Raw genomic sequence first — 16265 nt, forward strand, 5'->3', positions numbered from 1 at the left:
ATGCTACGAAATGCGGTCGGGCCCACCGGAGCCGCCGAGCACCGGCGTCTCCCGGTATCGACGCACCGCGCCGCCGTCCTGCCACCTTCCGGTCCGTCGACGCACTGTCGCGACCGCGACGGTCACCGCCAGGACCACTCCCACCGCGATCCAGACGGCGATCGACGGCCCCAGGAGTCGATGCGATACGGCGCCGAGGAGGCCGCCGAGGGCCAACGCCGCCCACAACGACAGGTTCCGCACCCACCCCCACCGCGGCCCGCCGACGAAGGCGTCGACGAGCTGCTGCCCCGCCTTCACGAGGGTTCCGGTCATGTAGGTGAGCCCGATGCTGACCTCGCCGTGCTTGAGGAAGGTCGCGTTGATCGCGCCCATCGCGGTCGGCAGTCCGACCATGACGGCGGTCCGCGGCTCCACGAGCAGGGTGGCGACGGCCGTCGCAGCCAGCAGCGCGGTGGTCACTATCAGGACGGTGGTGCGGGAGTCCCCGAATCTTGCGGCGACGGCCCCGAGGACGACGCCGAGGAAGAACATCCCGATGAGCAGAGCCATCAACCCGACCCCGGCGAAGTCACCGGTGCCGAGGAAGGTGGCGAGTTCGGTGGTGTTGCCGGTCATGAACGACACGAACTGTCCGCCGAGGACGATGAAGCCGACGGCGTCCAGGTAGCCGGCGACCGCGGACAGGACCGCCGCGAGTCCGACCTCGCGGCGAAGGGCGGACCTCATCGGCCGTCGAGCATCTCGCGGAGAACGGTCACAACGCCCGCCTCCGAGTTCCGCGGTGCACGGTAGCGGGCCCGGGCGAGGACGTCGGGGTGAGCGTTGGCCATGGCGAACGACCAGTCCGCGACGTCGAGCATCTCGAGGTCGTTGAGGTAGTCCCCGAAGACCATGGTGTTCTCGCGGCCTGCGCCGAACAGCTTCTGCAGTGCGACGACACCGGTCGCCTTGTGCGTGCCCGGCGCGGTGACGTCGATCCAGTGGCGCCCGGAGACGGCGATCTTGTGGTCGCCGGCGAGCGGGGCGAACAGCCCGATGCTCTGCTCGGCGTCGTCGGCGTCGAAGATCGCCAGCTTCACGACGTCGCCCGGCACTCGGGACTGGTCGGCGACGTGCTCGAGGCGCGCGCAGTACTGACGAGCGTGACCGATGAAGCTCTCGTCGTCGGATTCGACGAAGGCACCGTCGATCCGGTGCACGATCAGCTGAAGGCGGAAGCCGTGGTCGGCGGCTTGTCGGACGGTCTCGACGACGGCCGCGGTGATGGCCGGGTCGACGGCCGACGACGCGATCAGGTCGCCGTCGTGCATCACCATGCTGCCGTTCTCGGCGACATACGAGAGGGTGCCCGGGTGCTGGGCGAAGATGTTCCTCAACGTGTAGTACTGCCGCCCGCTGGCGGGGACGAAGACGATGCCGCGATCGGTCATGTCCTGCAGCAGCGGCCAGAACTCATCGGGCACACGGCCGGTGTCGTCGAGCAGGGTTCCATCCATGTCGCACACGACCATCCGGATGTCAGCGCCGGCGAGCCCTTCAGTCATGGGCCCCATGGTATCTGCGCGGCCTTGGCGAGCAGGACGGCGCGACGCCGCTCATTGGCACTGCGCGCGGCGGCGTCCTCGAAGGCGGCGCGTGCCTCGTCGAATCGTCCACTGCGCTGCAGGAGTTCACCGCGGACACTCGGCACCAGTGGAGAATCGAGCAGGTTCTTCGACGACGCGACGGCGTCGACGTCGGCCAGGGCGCGCTCCACGTCGCCGGTCATCGCGACGGCGATCGCCCGGTTCAGCGCGACGACCGGGCTCCCCGTGAGGGCCAGCAGCTCGTCGTAGAAGCCGACGACGGCCGGCCAGTCGGTCTGCGCGACGGAGGCCGCGACAGCGTGCTCCTGGGCGATGGCGGCCTGCAGCGCATACGATCCGCGGCCGCCGCCGAGTGCGGTGGCTCGGGCCAACCGGTCTCGTCCGCGGGTGATCTGGCCGCGGTCCCATCGGCGCCGATCCTGGTCTTCCAGGAGCACGGCCGATCCGTCGGCCGCGACGCGCGCCGCGAATCGGGAGGCTTGAAACTCCATGAGCGCGACGAGGGCCTGCACCTCCGGTTCGTCGGGCACCAGGGCCGCCAGGATGCGTCCGACCCGGAGGGCTTCGGCGGCCGTGTCGGGTGCGACGACCGCGGTCCCGGAGGTCGGCGCGTACCCCTCGGTGAAGATCAGGTAGATCACCCGCAGCACCCCGCCGAGCCGGTCGGCCCACTGATCGCGCGGCGGCGTCTCGAACGGGACGTGCGCCGCTGTCAGCGACTTCTTGGCCCGGGTGATCCGCGCCTGGACGGTGGCCGTCGGCACCAGGAACATTCGCGCGATGGCCTCGCTGGAGAGCCCGCCGACCGCCCGCAGTGTCAACGCGATCTGCGCTTCCCTGGTCAGCACCGGGTGGCAGGCGGTGAACAGGAGTCGAAGGAGGTCGTCGTCGATCGGCTCGCGGTCGACGACGACGGTTCCCGGATCGTCGACCGGTTCCGCCCGTTCGGCGTCGGCGATGAGGGTGCGCACGCGATCGTCGAAGGCCGCCTCACGTCGCCATGCGTCGATGGCACGCCGCTTGCCGACGGCGGTGAGCCAGGCGCCGGGATTCCGCGGGATCCCGGACTCGGGCCACTGCGCCAGGGCTGCGGCGACCGCCTCCTGCGCGAGGTCCTCCGCGGCGGCGACATCGCCGGTCATGGCTGCGAGCGCCGCGACCACGCGGCCGCCCTCCGACCGCCACACCGCATCGAGTGCGGCGGTCAGATCAGCGGTCGCGTCGTCAGTCATCGCGGGTCACTGGCCGAGTTCCTCACGCCAGCCAGCCTGCTTCTGGATGTACTCGTTGTCGGCGAACTCCTCGAAGTCGCTCTCATCGGTGACGCGGCGGACCTCGAGCTTGGTGCCGGGGCCCAGCGGGCAGCGGCGCGCCCAGTGCACGGCCTCCTCCTTCGAGGCCACCTGGATCATCCAGAAGCCGTTGAAGAGCTCGTGGATCTCGCCGTACGGACCGTCGGTGACGATCGGATCGTCGGCCGAGAAGTCGACGACGAAGCCCTCCGCGGCGTCCGAGAGTCCATCGCCGGCGAGGAGCACGCCCGCGGTCACCAGCTCCTCGTTGTACCGGCCCATCTTGTTGATGATCTCTTCGAAGGGGACGTCCTCGGCTGCGGCGACGGCGGCTTCGGTGACTCGCATGATCAGCATGTACTTCATCGGTTCTTCTCCCTGAGTGAGTTCTGGTCTTCGGTTGGCGGAGCGCATCGCTGAGGTCCGCTCACTACTACGTCGAACGGGCTCGGCCCGGATCGACAACGAATCGAAAGAAATTCTGCCGGAGAGTTCTGTTGCACTAATCATTCCGGCCGTCGTCAGGCAACTCGCGGATCGACAGCAGGTACGACGCCGTCCGCGACACCATCTCGTCGTCGTCCGCGGCGAGCTCGGTGAGCGCGCCCGACGCCCGCGTGCCGCGTAGATCCCCGAGGGCCTGGGCGATGCGGCAGCGCGCGGGAGCATCCACGGTGGACAGCGGAGCGACGAGGCACGCGACGACCGCATCCACGTCGTCGTCGGTCTCGGCGAGCAGCGCGAGGGCGTCGGCGGCGTCGACGTCACGGATGCCGTCGACGACGAGTCCGACGAGTTTCTCGACGGGGTCCTCTCGCCCGCGGTCGGCCAATTCGAGGGCTGCGTGCGACCGCACCTCGTCGTCGGGGTCGGCGAGCGCATCGATCAACGCATCGGTGGCCTCGGGTCCCGGAGTGTCGACGAGCGCCAGAACGGCACGACGGCGCCGGGTCACGTCCGCGTCGTGGACGGCGGCCGCCAATGGCGCGACCACGCCTTCCCCGCTGCGGCCGACGGCCCACCGGAGTGCCCCGGCGACGTTGAGGTCGGCTTCGTCGAGGAGCGATTCGACGAGTGCGGTCGGCGACACCGCGGTCCCGTCGACGGTCAGCGCCGCACGCTGACGTCGCTGCGCGAGCGGCGACTGCAGTGCCGCAAGCAGTGCGACGGTGTCGAGGACCTGCTCCCAGTCGTCGGGGGCGGACTCGTCGATCCGGTCCAGCCGGTGGAGCAGGTCCTGCTCGGTCCGGATGCGTTCGGCACTGCGCCGCTTGAGTTCGGCGACGAGGGCGGCGGGCGCGAAGTCCGGGTCGTCGAGCGCCTGGCCCACCTCCCGCAGCGACAGCCCCAACGTGCGGAGGCTCTCGACGTGGAAGATGCGGGTGACATCGGCGGGCGTGTAATCCCGGTACCCCGCCGACGTGCGACCGCCGGGCCGCACCAGGCCGAGGTCGTCGTAGTGCCGCAGCATCCGTGCACTGACGCCCGACCGTCTCGCGACTTCTCCGATTCGCACCGCGCCGCTCCTTCTAGATCGTCGTCCCGTCCGCCGTCTTCCCGTCCACCGCCGCCCCGTCCACCGCCGTCCCGTCCACTGCAGCCCCGTCCACCGTCGACGCTGCGGGCCCGAGCGCCGCGAGTCGTCATGCGGCGTCGATGTCGAAGGCGAAACTGGACTCGGGGTCGCGCATCAGGGCTTCGGTCGCGACCGCGTGACCGCGGACCACGGGGTCGGACGATGTCTGAGACTGTCGCACGGCGGGCAGCGCCGCGTCGCCGATTTCGGCGAAGGCCCGACTGAGACTGCGATGCACGTCGGGCCCGCCGCGGCCGAACTGGGACGTCAGGATCGCGGCGACGGCCCGCACCTCGGTGGCGGGCGCCAGTGCCGCGGCGACCCGCCAGGCGGTGCGCGCCACCTCGTCGTCGGGGTCGGTCATCAACGCCTCGACCGTCGGCGTCCACGACTCGGGATCGCCGAGCTTGGAGATCGTGTGCAGTGCTTGACTGCGCGCCTGCGGGTTCGGCGACGTGAGTTCTGCCGTCACGGCGGGCAGGACCGTGTCGACGTCGTGCCGGGTCAGCGCCCAGGTGAGCATGTCCCGGACGTAGAAGTCCGGTTCCACCCCGCACCGCTCGATCAGGACCGCGATGCACCGCGGCTCGGGATCGGTGCCTGCGGCCAGCGCCGCCCGCAGTCGCGTGGTGGACGACGGTGCGCGCAGCGCCCGGATCACGTCGTCGGTTCGGGTGTGCTGGTCGGTCATGGGGACCACCTCCTGTCAGAGGTGAACTCCACACCTTCTCATCGTGTGAAGGTCAAGCCCCGGTCGTGGGACGACGATCAGAAGTCGAACCCGCCGAAGTCCCCGCCCCCGAAGTCACCGCCACCGAAGTCACCGAACCCGCCGCCGTCGAAACCCGAGCCGTCGACGTCCCCGCCGTCGAATCCCCCGCCGTCGAAGCCTCCATCGTCGAAGCCGCCCCCGTCGAAGTCACCGGCCGCCACCTCGGACGACACGCCGTCCATCCCCGAGAAGAGCGACGTGAACAGGAAGGCCGAGCCGACGCCCCACGCACCGGCTATCAGTGCGGGACGCCACCAGGGCGTCGAATACCAGCCGGCGGGAACGGCGCGGCCGGCCACCCGCCCGCCCGGGAAGTAGTTGGGGGTCTGCTTCGAGGGCGCGGGCGACGCCGCCACCGACTGCCCCTCGAAATCGACCGTGCGGTCCTCGGTCACCGATCCCGCCGCACGCTGCCCGTCCAACTCCGGGATGGGCGGGCCGGGGTCGAACTTCAGCGCGGTCCGCGCGGCACGGATGTAGTAGAGCCCTTCGACAGCGGTCTGCTTGGCGAGCATCGCCTGGCCCGGTGTGGTCGCCTGCTCGATCTGTGAGCCTGCGGCGGTGAAGCGTTCGCCGGCGTCGGCGAGCGCCTGTGTCGCGGCGGGATCGTCGCCCGGATTCAGCGAGTACACCTGGCCGCCGAGTCGTTCGATGGCCTGCCGTGCATCAGCCTTGGCGTCGTCCAGTCGGAGGTGCTGGTTCTGGACGCCGTTGGACCGGTTGCGGAGGAGGGAGAACGCGCCGAACACGATCAGCGCGAGGATGACGATCAGGAGGAGATCCGGCATGCACTCCACCGTACGGAAGTCAGATGAGGGGAGGTTGAGGAGAATCTGACACGGTTGAGGAGAATCCGACACGAGTGAGGAGAATCTGACACGCGCTGTGATCTGGACAATCGCCGTTCGGGTTTGAAACCTGAGGTCACGGCCCCCATGGTGGAGGCCATGTCTGACGATAGTGAGAATCCCGACAGTAGTCTGTCCGCAGCCGCCGCCCGCTACGGCTCGGACGTCCCACCTTCGCCTCCCGGGGCCGACGATTCGGCCGAGAACGGGGTCCGTCGTGCCGCCACCGTCTTGGTGGATCCGTTCACCAAGAAGACCACCCCGATCGTACCGAGCATCGCACCCGTCCCGGACAGTTGGCACGTCGCCGAGAACGACACCGACGAACAGATCACCGAGAAGCTGAAACGTCAGGGGGTGCGACTCGGCAGGGGCGGGATCGCGCCCGCCGTCTTCTGGCCGTCGCTGGCGATCATCGTCGCCGTCAGCATCATCGCCGTCGCGTTCCCGGACGGGACGAGCACGTTCTTCACCGACGTCCAGAACTGGATCGTGACGAACCTCGGTTGGTACTACATGCTGATCATCGCGTGCTTCGTGGTGTTCACCGTCGGCCTGTGCTTCTCGAAGCTCGGGCGGATCCGGCTCGGCAAGCCGGAGGAGAAGCCGGAGTTCGGCCGCATCAGCTGGTTCTGCATGCTGTTCGCCGCGGGCATGGGCATCGGCCTGGTGTTCTACGGCGTCGGCGAACCCCTGACCTACGCCACCGTGCAGCCCAAACCCGGGTGGAGCGGCGACGAGGGCGACCTCGCCGGGCTGGCGATGGCGCAGACCTTCATCCACTGGGGTCTGCATCCGTGGGCGGTGTACGCGGTCATCGGACTGGCCCTCGCCTACGCGATCCATCGTCGCGGCCGCCCGGTCTCCATCCGGTGGGCGCTGGAGCCGTTGCTCGGCGACCGCGTCAAGGGATGGGCGGGCGATGTCATCGACGTCCTCGCCGTCTGCGGAACCATGTTCGGTGTCGCCACGTCGCTGGGTCTGGGTGTTCAGCAGATCTCCGCGGGCATGGAGTCGATCGGTGTCATCGGCACCGCCGACAACGCCCTGCTGGTGACGCTGATCGTGGTGATCACGTTCCTCGCGACCATGTCGGTGGTCAGCGGTCTCGGCACCGGGATCAAGTGGCTCTCGAACATCAACCTGTCGCTGGCCGGGCTGCTGGTGATCGCGATGCTGCTGATCGGCCCGACGCTGTTCCTGCTCAAGAACTTCGTGCAGTCGCTGGGTGTCTACTTCGCCAACAACTTCGACATGACTCTCGACGTCGGCGCGTTTCAAGGCGACGAGGCGCAGGGCTGGTTGAGCGACTGGACCATCTTCTACTGGGGTTGGTGGATCGCGTGGGCGCCGTTCGTCGGCGTCTTCATCGCCCGCATCTCCCGCGGCCGCACCGTCCGCGAGTTCATCGCGGGCTGCCTGCTGGTGCCGAGCCTCGTCGGTTTCGTGTGGTTCTCGGTGCTCGGCGGCACCGGTCTGCACCGCCAGTTCTTCGGTGCGAAGGACCTCGTCGAGACGAAGGTCGTCGACGGCGTCGAGACCCAGGTGGTGTCGGCGGAGGGCTCGCTGTTCCAGGTGCTCACCGACCTGCCGCTGGGCACCGTGTTCTCGATCCTCGGCATCATGCTGGTCGCGATCTTCTTCATCACCTCGTCGGACTCAGGGTCGCTGGTGGTCGACATGCTGGCCTCGGGCGGTCACCCGAACCCGCCGGTGTGGTCACGCGTGCTGTGGGCCGGTCTGGAGGGCGTCGTCGCCATCGCGCTGCTGCTCGCGGGTGGATTACGGTCCCTCCAGGCGGCGTCGCTCGCCACCGCGCTGCCGTTCAGCATCGTGCTGGCCATGATGTGCATCGCGACGATCCGCGGACTGCGATTCGAGAATCAGAAACTGCAGCACGCCGAGCGTCAGCAACGGCTCGATGCGGCCACCGAGTTCATCGCCGGCGAGGTCTTCCACACCATTCCGGAGGATCCGAACCTGCGCGAGTACGTCGACGACCGCATCGACTACCGGCTGTCGCGGACGCGTGGCGTCCTGGATCGGCCGGGGGTCAGGACGAAGAACCGTCCCGGCGGTCCGAACTGATCCGGAAGCCCTCGAGCTTCTCAGGATTCCGGACCGCGTAGACCGCGGTCACCAGACCGTCGGCGACCTCGACGCTCATCACGGTGTCGAGGTCGCCGTCGATGGTCACGACCACCGCAGGCATCCCGTTGGCGGTGGTCATCCGCATGCCGACGTCGCTCTCCACCGATGCCCGTTTCAACAGGCCGATCAGCATCCGCGCGACATGGTCGGCCCCTTCGACGGGGCGGCGAGCCGCGGCGACCACGCCCCCGCCGTCGCCCAGGTAGACCACGCCGGGCGCCAACAGATCCATCAGCGTCTGGACCTCGCCGGTCGCTGCGGCCAGCAGAAACCGTTCGACGACGGCCTGTGCCTGCGTGGGATCCGCGACGGCCGTCGTCCGGTGGGCCCGGACGTGATTGCGCGCACGGTGGGCGATCTGCCGGACGGTCGGCTGGGTCTTGCCGACGGCGTCGGCGATCTCCGGGTACCCGAAGTCGAACACTTCGCGGAGCACGAAGACGGCGCGCTCGTCGGGGGTCAGCGACTCCAGCACCAGGAGCATCGCGGTCGTCACCGCCTCCCCGGTGAGGACGTGGTCGAGTCCGGTGTCCTCGCTCGGTTCCTCGAGCGGTTCGGGCAGCCACGGGCCGACGTACGTCTCGCGGCGGCGACTCGCCGATCGTGCCGCGTTGAGCGCCTGCCGCGTGACGATCCGCGCCAGGTAGGCGCGCGGATTCTCGACGTCGCTGCGGTCGCCGTCCTGCCATTTCAGCCAGCTCTCGGAGAGCACGTCCTCGGCGTCGGCCACCGAGCCGAGGATCTCGTAGGCGATCGAGAACAGGAGCGGTCGGTGCGCCGCGAAGTCCGCCAGACCCGGGACCTGCTCGGTGCGTTCGGCGGGCCCGGTCATGACGGTCCCGGAAGCCAGGCGTTGCGAGAGGTGCGCGCGATGATCATGGTGCTCCGGCACACCTGTTCCTTCACGAGCGCACCGGTGCGACCGCCGAGCCAGAAGCCGGCCGGGCTGTCGTCGCGGTGGACCCGCTGCACCACGCCGTCGCTCCGCCCGAGGGAGACGCACTGCGCCGCGAACCCCATCGAGTACGGCCGGGCCGTGCGTCCGCGGAGTTCGCGCACGATCGCGTCGGCCGCGTAGGTGCCCTGCGGGAGTGCCGCCTGGCAGCTCATCCGCGAGCGCGGGACCGCCGCGGCGTCGCCGACCGCGTAGACGCGCGGATCGCTGACGCTGCGGAGTCGTTCGTCGACGATCACGCGGCCGTCGTCGTCCACGGCCCACCCGCTGCGACGGGCGACGTCGCTGACCTGCCGGGCGACGGCCCAGAGCGTCAACTGCGCCTGCCCGTCGTCGTCCCACGTGCCTCGGATCCGCTGGACGTGCAGTCCGTCGAGAACCTGCTCCACCCGCCGACGTGCCGGCTCGCCCAACGATGGCGCGAGCGGACCGTCGCTGATGAGCCGGACCGTGAGGTCGGCGCGTTCCGACGCGACCTCTGCGGCGGTCTCGACACCGGTGAGGCCGCCGCCGATCACGTCGACGACGCTGCCCTCGGGCAGCGCGCCGAGGCGCTGTGCGGCCTCGCGGGCGTCGTCGACCCCGCCGACCGCAAGGGTGCCCCGCGGTGCGGTCACCGCTCCTCCGGCCGCGTAGACGAGCCGGTCGAAATCGAGTTCCGTGCCGTCGTCGAGCCGCACCACGCCGTCGCCGATCTTGTCCACCGATGCCACGCGTACGCTCACGCGGCGGTCGAGGACGTCGGCCAGCGGTCGCGCGGCGCTGTCGGTTCCGGCGATGAGCTGGTGCAGTCGGATCCGTTCCACGAAGTCGACCCGCGGATTGACGATCGTCACCTCGGCCTCGCGCGCCCGCCGTGCCAGGCGGTTCGCCGCCACCGTCCCCGCGTACCCCGCTCCTACCACCACGACCTTCATGACAACCTCCAAGGAGTTCGTTTCCGATTGGTTGCTCATAGGACACCGTGCCACGCGAGCGTGTGACAGGCCTGCGTGTGATTCAGGCCACCACCGTCAACGGAGGTGCTTCGCCAGGTAGCTGCCGGTGATGCTGTCCGCGGAGGCGGCGATCTGCTCGGGGGTCCCGCTCGCCACGATACGACCGCCGGCCGCTCCCCCTCCTGGGCCGAGGTCGATCACGTGGTCGGCGTTGGCGATGAGATCGAGGTCGTGCTCGATGACGACGACGGTCGCCCCCTGGTCGACGAGCCGCTGCAGCACGTGGATCAGGGTGCGGACGTCGAGCGGGTGCAGGCCGACGCTGGGCTCGTCGAAGACGAACATCGTGGCGGCCTGATCGCGGCCCAGCTCGGCGGCCAGTTTCAGGCGTTGCGCCTCCCCACCGGAGAGCGCGGGCGTCGCCTCCCCGAGGGTGAGGTAGCCGAGCCCCAGGTCGACGAGCGTCTGCAGCTTGGTGCGGATCCGACGGATGTCGCCGATTCGGTCGACGGCGGCGGCCACCGACAGTGACAGAACTTCGGGCAGCGACAGGGCTTCGGGCAGCGACAGTCCCGGCTGCTCGCCGACCGGGCGGCGGATCCGCTGCGCTGCAGGCCCGAAGCGGGTGCCGTCGCAGTCGGGGCAGACGATGTCGAGGTCGGGCAGGAACTGGACGTCGAGGACCACCTGCCCGGTGCCCGAGCAGCGTTCGCAGCGCAGGCTGCCGGTGTTGTACGAGAAGTCTGCGGCGGTCAGGCCTGCCGCGGCTGCATCCGTGGTGGCCGCGTAGGCGCGGCGGAGGTCGTCCATGACGCCGCTGTAGGTGGCGACGGTGGAGCGGACGTTGACGCCGATCGGGTCCGCGTCGACCACCTGGACGCGGCCGACGCCGTCCGCGTCGACGCTCGCGACGTGGGCCGGGAGGTCCCCGTCGGCTGTCAGTGCGGGAACCAGCGTCTCCAGCACCAGCGTCGACTTCCCCGAGCCCGACACCCCGGTCACGACGGTCAGGCGGTTCTTCGGGATCTCCAGTGACAGCGGCGCCACCGTGCGGAACGCGGTGGCCTCCACGACGATCCGACCGGCCGCGAAGGTTCGTTCCGCCGCGACCCGGTCGCGGACGACCACGGCTTCCGATCCGTCGAGGAAGCCTGCGAGTCGCGAACCGGCGGCTGCGGAGAGTCCGGCGGGCGGCGCCTCGGCGACGACTGTGCCGCCGTCCGCTCCGGAGCCGGGACCGATCTCGATCACCCAGTCGGCCTCGACGAGCACCTGGACGTCGTGGTCCACCACGACCACCGAGTTGCCGTCGCGGAGCAGGTCGCGCATCACCCCGACCAGTCCGTCGACGTTGGAGGGATGCAGTCCGATCGACGGCTCGTCGAGCACGTAGAGGACGCCGGTGGTCTCGTTGCGCACCGCTCGGGAGAGTTGGACGCGTTGGCGTTCGCCCGTGGAGAGGGTCGACGCGGCGCGGTCGAGCGTTAGGTAGCCCAGGCCCAGTTCGTGCAGGCGACCGGCTGTGCCGAGGAGCGTCACGACCAGGTTCTGCGCCATCGCCGTCATGTCCGGCGGGAGCGTCGGCGGCACGGTGTCGGCCCACGCGATGACGGCGTCGAGGGTCATCGCGGCGGCGTCGGCCAGCCCGATCCCGTCGATCCGCGGTGCTCGGGCGGCTTCACTGAGCCGGGTGCCGCCGCAGTCGGGGCAGTCGTGCACGGTGATGAATCGGTTGACGCGCGCCAGGCCCTTCTCCGTCGTCGCCTTGCTCAGCGCCTCCTCGACCGCGCGCCGCGCGTTCCGGTAGGTGAAGTTCAATTCGAAGAGCTTGCCGTTCTTGGAGCGGACCGCGATGTGCCGCTTCTCGTCCGGCCCGTTCATCACGATCTCGCGCTCGGCGTCGGTGAGCTCGCGGTACGGGACGTCGATCCGGACGCCTAAGGCCTCCGCGACCTGCGGCATCACCGTGAGTCCGAACATCGACCACGGACGGACGGCACCGTCGGCGATCGTCTCGTCGGGGTTCGGGACGAGCGTCGCGTCGTCGATCCCGCGGACCTGCCCGGTGCCCTGGCAGGTGGGGCACGCGCCGCCCGAGTTGAAGGCCAGCGCTTCCGCGCCGGGCGGGGTGAACGTGACCCCGCACTCGGGGCAGGTGAAGTCGAGGCCGACTGCGACGTCGATCGTCGGCGGCACGCGGTGTCCGTTCGGACAGCGGTGCGACGCGAGGCGCGAGAACATCAGCCGGAGCACGTTGAGCAGTTCGGTGGACGTGCCGAACGTGCTGCGGACGCCCGCGACTGCCGGTCGCTGCCGCAGAGCGAGGGCCGCGGGGACGTGGCGCACCGAGTCGACCGCCGCGCGCGGCGCGTGCGACATCCGCCGACGCGTGTAGGTCGACAACGCTTCGATGTACCGCCGTGAACCCTCGGCGTAGAGCACGCCCATCGCCAGGGACGACTTCCCCGACCCGGACACACCGCCGATCGCGACCAGCCGCTGCAGCGGAATGTCGACGTCGACGTCGCGCAGGTTGTGGACCCGCGCCCCGCGGACCTCGATCACCGTGGGTTGACCGAACTCCCCCGCCGCATCCATGCCCCCAGGTTAGCGAGCGGGACGATGAGTCGAGTCGCTACCGCTGCACCGCCGACCCGTCCTCGGTCCACCGCTTCCGCAGGTCGCGCTTGAGGATCTTGCCGGTCGCGGTGCGCGGGAGGGCGTCGACGAAGTGGACGGCTCGGGGACTCTTGAAGTGGGCGATCTGCTCGCGTGTCCACGTGATCAGATCCGCCTCGCTGACCTCGGCGTCCGGCTTCACCGCGACGACGGCGGTCACCGACTCGCCCCACTTGTCGTCGGGGATCCCGATCACGGCGACCTCGCCGACCGCCGGGTGCCGGTGCATCACCTGCTCCACCTCGGAGGCGTAGACGTTCTCACCGCCGCTGACGATCATGTCCTTCTTGCGGTCGACGATCCGGTAGTAGCCTGCGTCGTCACAGGTCGCGAGGTCACCGGTGAAGAACCACCCGTCGCGCAGCGCTTCGGCGGAGGCCTCCGGCTTGTTCCAGTACCCGACGAAGACGTTGGGTCCGCGGACCAGGAGTTCGCCGATGGTCCCCCGCGGAACCTCGGCACCCTGCGCGTCGGCGACCTTCAGATCCACGTGCAGCGCGGGCTTGCCGACCGAACCCGCGAACCGGACGGTGTCCTCGATGTCGAGGACGCAGGCGATGGGTGCGGTCTCGGTGAGGCCGAAGCCCTCGGCGAAGCGGACGCCGCGCCGGGTCAGGCTCTCGATGAGGACCACCGGGCACGGTGCGCCGCCGCACAGCCCGAACCGCAGGGAGCTGAGATCGGTCTCGGACTCAGCGAGCGCCGCATCGATCGCCGCCCACATCGCAGGGACGGCGAACGCGACGGTGACACGGTGCCGCTCGACGGCCGCCAGCCACGCGTCCGGGGTGAAGGTCTCCAGGACGACGGTGGTGCCGCCGCCGTACAGCAGCGGCAGGCTGAAGATGCCGAGCGCGCCGATGTGGAACAGCGGCGCACCGGCGAGGCTGATGTCGCGGGGGCCGACGCCCTCCACCGCGACCAGATTGTTGATCGCGTTCCAGTGGTGGTTGGCGTGCGTCAGCATCGCGCCCTTGGGGAATCCCGTGGTGCCCGAGGTGTACATCAGCATGGCCAGGTCGTCGGGGGCGACGTCGGCCTCGGCCCGCTCGGTGTCGCCGCCGGTGATCAGCTCCTCGTAGCGCGACGGCTCCCCCGCGGTGCGCTGCTCCCCGGACGGGATCTCGATGATCTCCGCGACGTCCGTCCCGTCGACGGCCGCGGCCACCACCGTCGCGGTCTGCGGGGAGGAGAAGACGACCCGCGCACCGCTGTCGCCGAGGATGTACTGGACTTCAGGCGCCTGCAGTCGGCAGTTGATCGGCACGGCCACACCGCCGAGTTTCGCGACGGCGAAGATCACCTCGAGCATCTGTGGACTGTTCAGAGTCACGAGCGCGACGCGGTCGCCCTTGCCGATCCCCATGCCGCGGAGGACGTCGGCGAGTGCGTTGGTGCGCAGATCCAGGTCCTCGAAGGTGAGTTCGGCGCCGTTCGCGGCGTCGATCAGCGCGACCCGATGCGGGTGCCGCACGCGATGAATCGTGGGCCAATTCCCGATTCCCTGATCCGTGTACCTGTCCATGTGACGATCCCGTCGATCCGTGCGGCCGCGCCGCGTATGCCGTGACGAGCATCACCGTAGTCGGTTGCGGGAGATGTCGGTCGCAGGAGTAGTCGGTTGAGGAAGAGGAGGTGTCGCTCTCAGCGGCGCAGGGTGCTGCACACTCCGGTTCGGTTTCCGGTCACCCGGTTGCCGGTGCCGTTCGCACGGCGGACGTCGCATGTCAGGTCGCCGCCGATCGTGTTCTTGACGACGGTCGCATGCTGGGCGCCGGTGAGCTCGAGTTCCCCGTTGATCGTCGACGTCTTCACCACGATCCCGCCGGTCGACTCGATGTCGAGGTCTTTGGCGAACGTCGAGCCGGTCACGACGGCTTCCTTGGCGCCGGAGATCTCGACGTCGCCGGAGATCTGAACGTCGATCAGCTTCACGACGCGGTAGCGCGTGAAGTCGAGTTCGCCGGTGACCTTCTCGCCGCGGATCACGCACGCCTGGTCGCTCGAATCGCCGCCATTCCGGCAGAGCGCGTCGGCGCGCAGGTTGGGCGGGACGATCCCGGAGTTGCCGGGCGCCGACGTCGTGGCGGGTCCCTCGGGGGCCGTGCTGACGACGGTCTTCGTCACGGTCGTGGCGGCATCACCGGAGTCGCCACCGCACGCGGTGACGCCGAGACCCGCGACGGCGAGGAGGACGGTGAGGAGCAGTGCGCGACGGATGGGTGCCTCCAGGGTCGATGAACGGCGTGTCGAAGTAGATCGGCTGGTCCCGACCGTACCCGGTGGCGCGCGTCCGGACCGGGATGCGACGCGCACCGCATCCCTCGGAAAGCGACCACACGGACGCCGCTCGCCGCCTAGCGTCTCCACTGTCCCGGGAATCGTTGATGGAGCAAACAATGCGCGCAGTGAAGCTGACCTCACCAGGCACTCTCGAACTCGTCGAGACCCCGATCCCGGAGCCCGGCCCCGGCCAGGTGCGCGTGAAGGTGGCAGGCGCCGGTCTGTGCCACTCCGACCTCCACGTCCTGCACCTGAAGAGCCCGTGGCCCGGCCCGGCCTTGACTCTCGGCCACGAGGGATCCGGGTGGATCGACGCGCTGGGTGCCGGCGTGACCGGAGTGACGGAGGGCGACCCCGTGCTCGTGAACCTCATCTGGAGTTGCGGACACTGCCGTCCGTGCGTGATGGGCCGCGACAACGCGTGCGTCTCCGGTGGCCGTCACAACCATCCGCCGACTCCCGGGCTCGGCCCCGACGGTGCGATGGCCGAGTACATGCTGGTGCCGGTTCGGCACGCACTGCCGCTCGGCGACATCGATCCGGTGACCGCCGGACCGCTCGCCGACGCCGCGCTCACGCCGATGCGCGCGATCAACTCGGTGCGCGACCGACTGACCCCGGGTTCCACCGCGGTCGTGATCGGTGTCGGCGGCCTCGGCCACCTGGCGGTGCAGATCCTGCACGCATCCACCAGTGCCCGCATCATCGCCGTCGACATGTCGGACGACAAGCTGGACTTGGCGCGCAGGCACGGCGCCGACCTCGCCGTCGACTCACGCGGCGACGCGGCCGAGCAGATCCTCGCCGAGTCCGACGGCTACGGCGTCGACGCGGTGTTCGACTTCGCGGGTGTGCAACCGACGGTCGACCTCGCGACGAGCATCGTCGCACCGGAGGGCGTGGTGCGGCTCGTCGGCCTCGGCGGCGGCGGACTCCGGTTCGGCGCCGACGCCGACACCCGCGCGCTGCCCTGGGGCGTCGACATCCGGAAGTCGTACGGCGGCACTCTTGCGGACCTGACCGAGGTGATCGCCCTGGCCGCTCAGCAGAAGCTGACGGTGGAGAGCACCGTGTACCCGCTCGACGACTTCCAGCGCGCGTTCGACGACCTCGATGCGGGCCGGGTCACCGGCCGCGCGATTCTGCAGCCGTGACCGGGGCGGACGCATGCGGGTTCATCGA

The 16265-nt window shown here is 69.8% G+C and carries 14 protein-coding genes; 2 read left to right on the top strand and 12 right to left on the bottom strand.

The features are described from left to right. Nucleotides 1–3: 3 nt before the first annotated feature. The 7 genes from ACH46_RS14515 to ACH46_RS14545 all read right to left on the bottom strand — a co-directional run bounded on the left by ACH46_RS14515 (nucleotide 4) and on the right by ACH46_RS14545 (nucleotide 6017). On the bottom strand, nucleotides 4–729 hold the full coding sequence (locus tag ACH46_RS14515) for a YoaK family protein (protein WP_062393552.1): 726 nt from the start codon (nucleotides 727–729) through the stop codon (nucleotides 4–6). Further along, nucleotides 726–1547: a Cof-type HAD-IIB family hydrolase gene (locus ACH46_RS14520; protein WP_062395467.1), complete on the bottom strand. Its 822-nt coding sequence runs from the start codon at nucleotides 1545–1547 to the stop codon at nucleotides 726–728. Before ACH46_RS14520 ends, ACH46_RS14515 begins: the two co-directional genes overlap by 4 nt. Then, on the bottom strand, nucleotides 1544–2821 hold the full coding sequence (locus ACH46_RS14525; protein ID WP_062393553.1) for an RNA polymerase sigma factor: 1278 nt from the start codon (nucleotides 2819–2821) through the stop codon (nucleotides 1544–1546). Before ACH46_RS14525 ends, ACH46_RS14520 begins: the two co-directional genes overlap by 4 nt. A 6-nt stretch (nucleotides 2822–2827) precedes the next feature. Then, on the bottom strand, nucleotides 2828–3247 hold the full coding sequence (locus ACH46_RS14530; RefSeq protein ID WP_062393554.1) for a YciI family protein: 420 nt from the start codon (nucleotides 3245–3247) through the stop codon (nucleotides 2828–2830). Between the two features lie 136 nt (nucleotides 3248–3383). Next, nucleotides 3384–4397 (bottom strand): MerR family transcriptional regulator, encoded by a 1014-nt coding sequence (locus ACH46_RS14535; RefSeq protein ID WP_062393555.1) that lies wholly within the window; start codon nucleotides 4395–4397, stop codon nucleotides 3384–3386. Nucleotides 4398–4524: 127 nt separating this feature from the next. Continuing rightward, entirely contained in the window at nucleotides 4525–5148 is a 624-nt protein-coding gene (locus tag ACH46_RS14540) for a HEAT repeat domain-containing protein (RefSeq protein WP_062395475.1), read from the bottom strand. Nucleotides 5149–5225: 77 nt separating this feature from the next. Beyond that, entirely contained in the window at nucleotides 5226–6017 is a 792-nt protein-coding gene (locus ACH46_RS14545) for a hypothetical protein (RefSeq protein ID WP_062393556.1), read from the bottom strand. 159 nt (nucleotides 6018–6176) lie between these two features. Here ACH46_RS14545 and ACH46_RS14550 point away from each other — a divergent pair, with 159 nt between their 5' ends. Beyond that, nucleotides 6177–8165 (top strand): BCCT family transporter, encoded by a 1989-nt coding sequence (locus ACH46_RS14550; protein WP_226995632.1) that lies wholly within the window; start codon nucleotides 6177–6179, stop codon nucleotides 8163–8165. Here the strand turns inward: ACH46_RS14550 and ACH46_RS14555 are convergent. The 5 genes from ACH46_RS14555 to ACH46_RS14575 form a co-directional block, all read right to left on the bottom strand. Further along, the gene (locus ACH46_RS14555; protein WP_062393557.1) at nucleotides 8131–9060 is read right to left on the bottom strand and encodes an RNA polymerase sigma-70 factor; all 930 of its coding nucleotides are present in this window, start codon (nucleotides 9058–9060) and stop codon (nucleotides 8131–8133) included. The two genes, ACH46_RS14550 and ACH46_RS14555, sit on opposite strands and share 35 nt — an antisense overlap. After that, nucleotides 9057–10100 carry an NAD(P)/FAD-dependent oxidoreductase gene (locus tag ACH46_RS14560; protein WP_062393558.1) on the bottom strand — a complete coding sequence of 348 codons (1044 nt, stop codon included), beginning with the start codon at nucleotides 10098–10100 and terminating at the stop codon, nucleotides 9057–9059. Before ACH46_RS14560 ends, ACH46_RS14555 begins: the two co-directional genes overlap by 4 nt. 96 nt (nucleotides 10101–10196) lie before the next feature. Further along, nucleotides 10197–12719, bottom strand: a complete 2523-nt coding sequence (locus ACH46_RS14565; RefSeq protein ID WP_062393559.1) for an excinuclease ABC subunit UvrA — start codon at nucleotides 12717–12719, stop codon at nucleotides 10197–10199. Between the two features lie 37 nt (nucleotides 12720–12756). Further along, a complete protein-coding gene (locus ACH46_RS14570; protein ID WP_062393560.1) occupies nucleotides 12757–14325 on the bottom strand; it encodes an acyl-CoA synthetase in 1569 nt (522 codons plus the stop codon). A 119-nt stretch (nucleotides 14326–14444) separates the two neighbouring features. Then, the gene (locus tag ACH46_RS14575) at nucleotides 14445–15116 is read right to left on the bottom strand and encodes a hypothetical protein (protein WP_062393561.1); all 672 of its coding nucleotides are present in this window, start codon (nucleotides 15114–15116) and stop codon (nucleotides 14445–14447) included. A gap of 83 nt (nucleotides 15117–15199) precedes the next feature. On the opposite strand from ACH46_RS14575, the gene ACH46_RS14580 reads away from it, so the two are divergent. Next, nucleotides 15200–16237 carry an NAD(P)-dependent alcohol dehydrogenase gene (locus ACH46_RS14580; protein WP_062393562.1) on the top strand — a complete coding sequence of 346 codons (1038 nt, stop codon included), beginning with the start codon at nucleotides 15200–15202 and terminating at the stop codon, nucleotides 16235–16237. The last annotated feature ends 28 nt before the right edge of the window (nucleotides 16238–16265 follow it).

It is taken from the genome of Gordonia phthalatica (genome assembly GCF_001305675.1).
Lineage (GTDB): Bacteria > Actinomycetota > Actinomycetes > Mycobacteriales > Mycobacteriaceae > Gordonia > Gordonia phthalatica.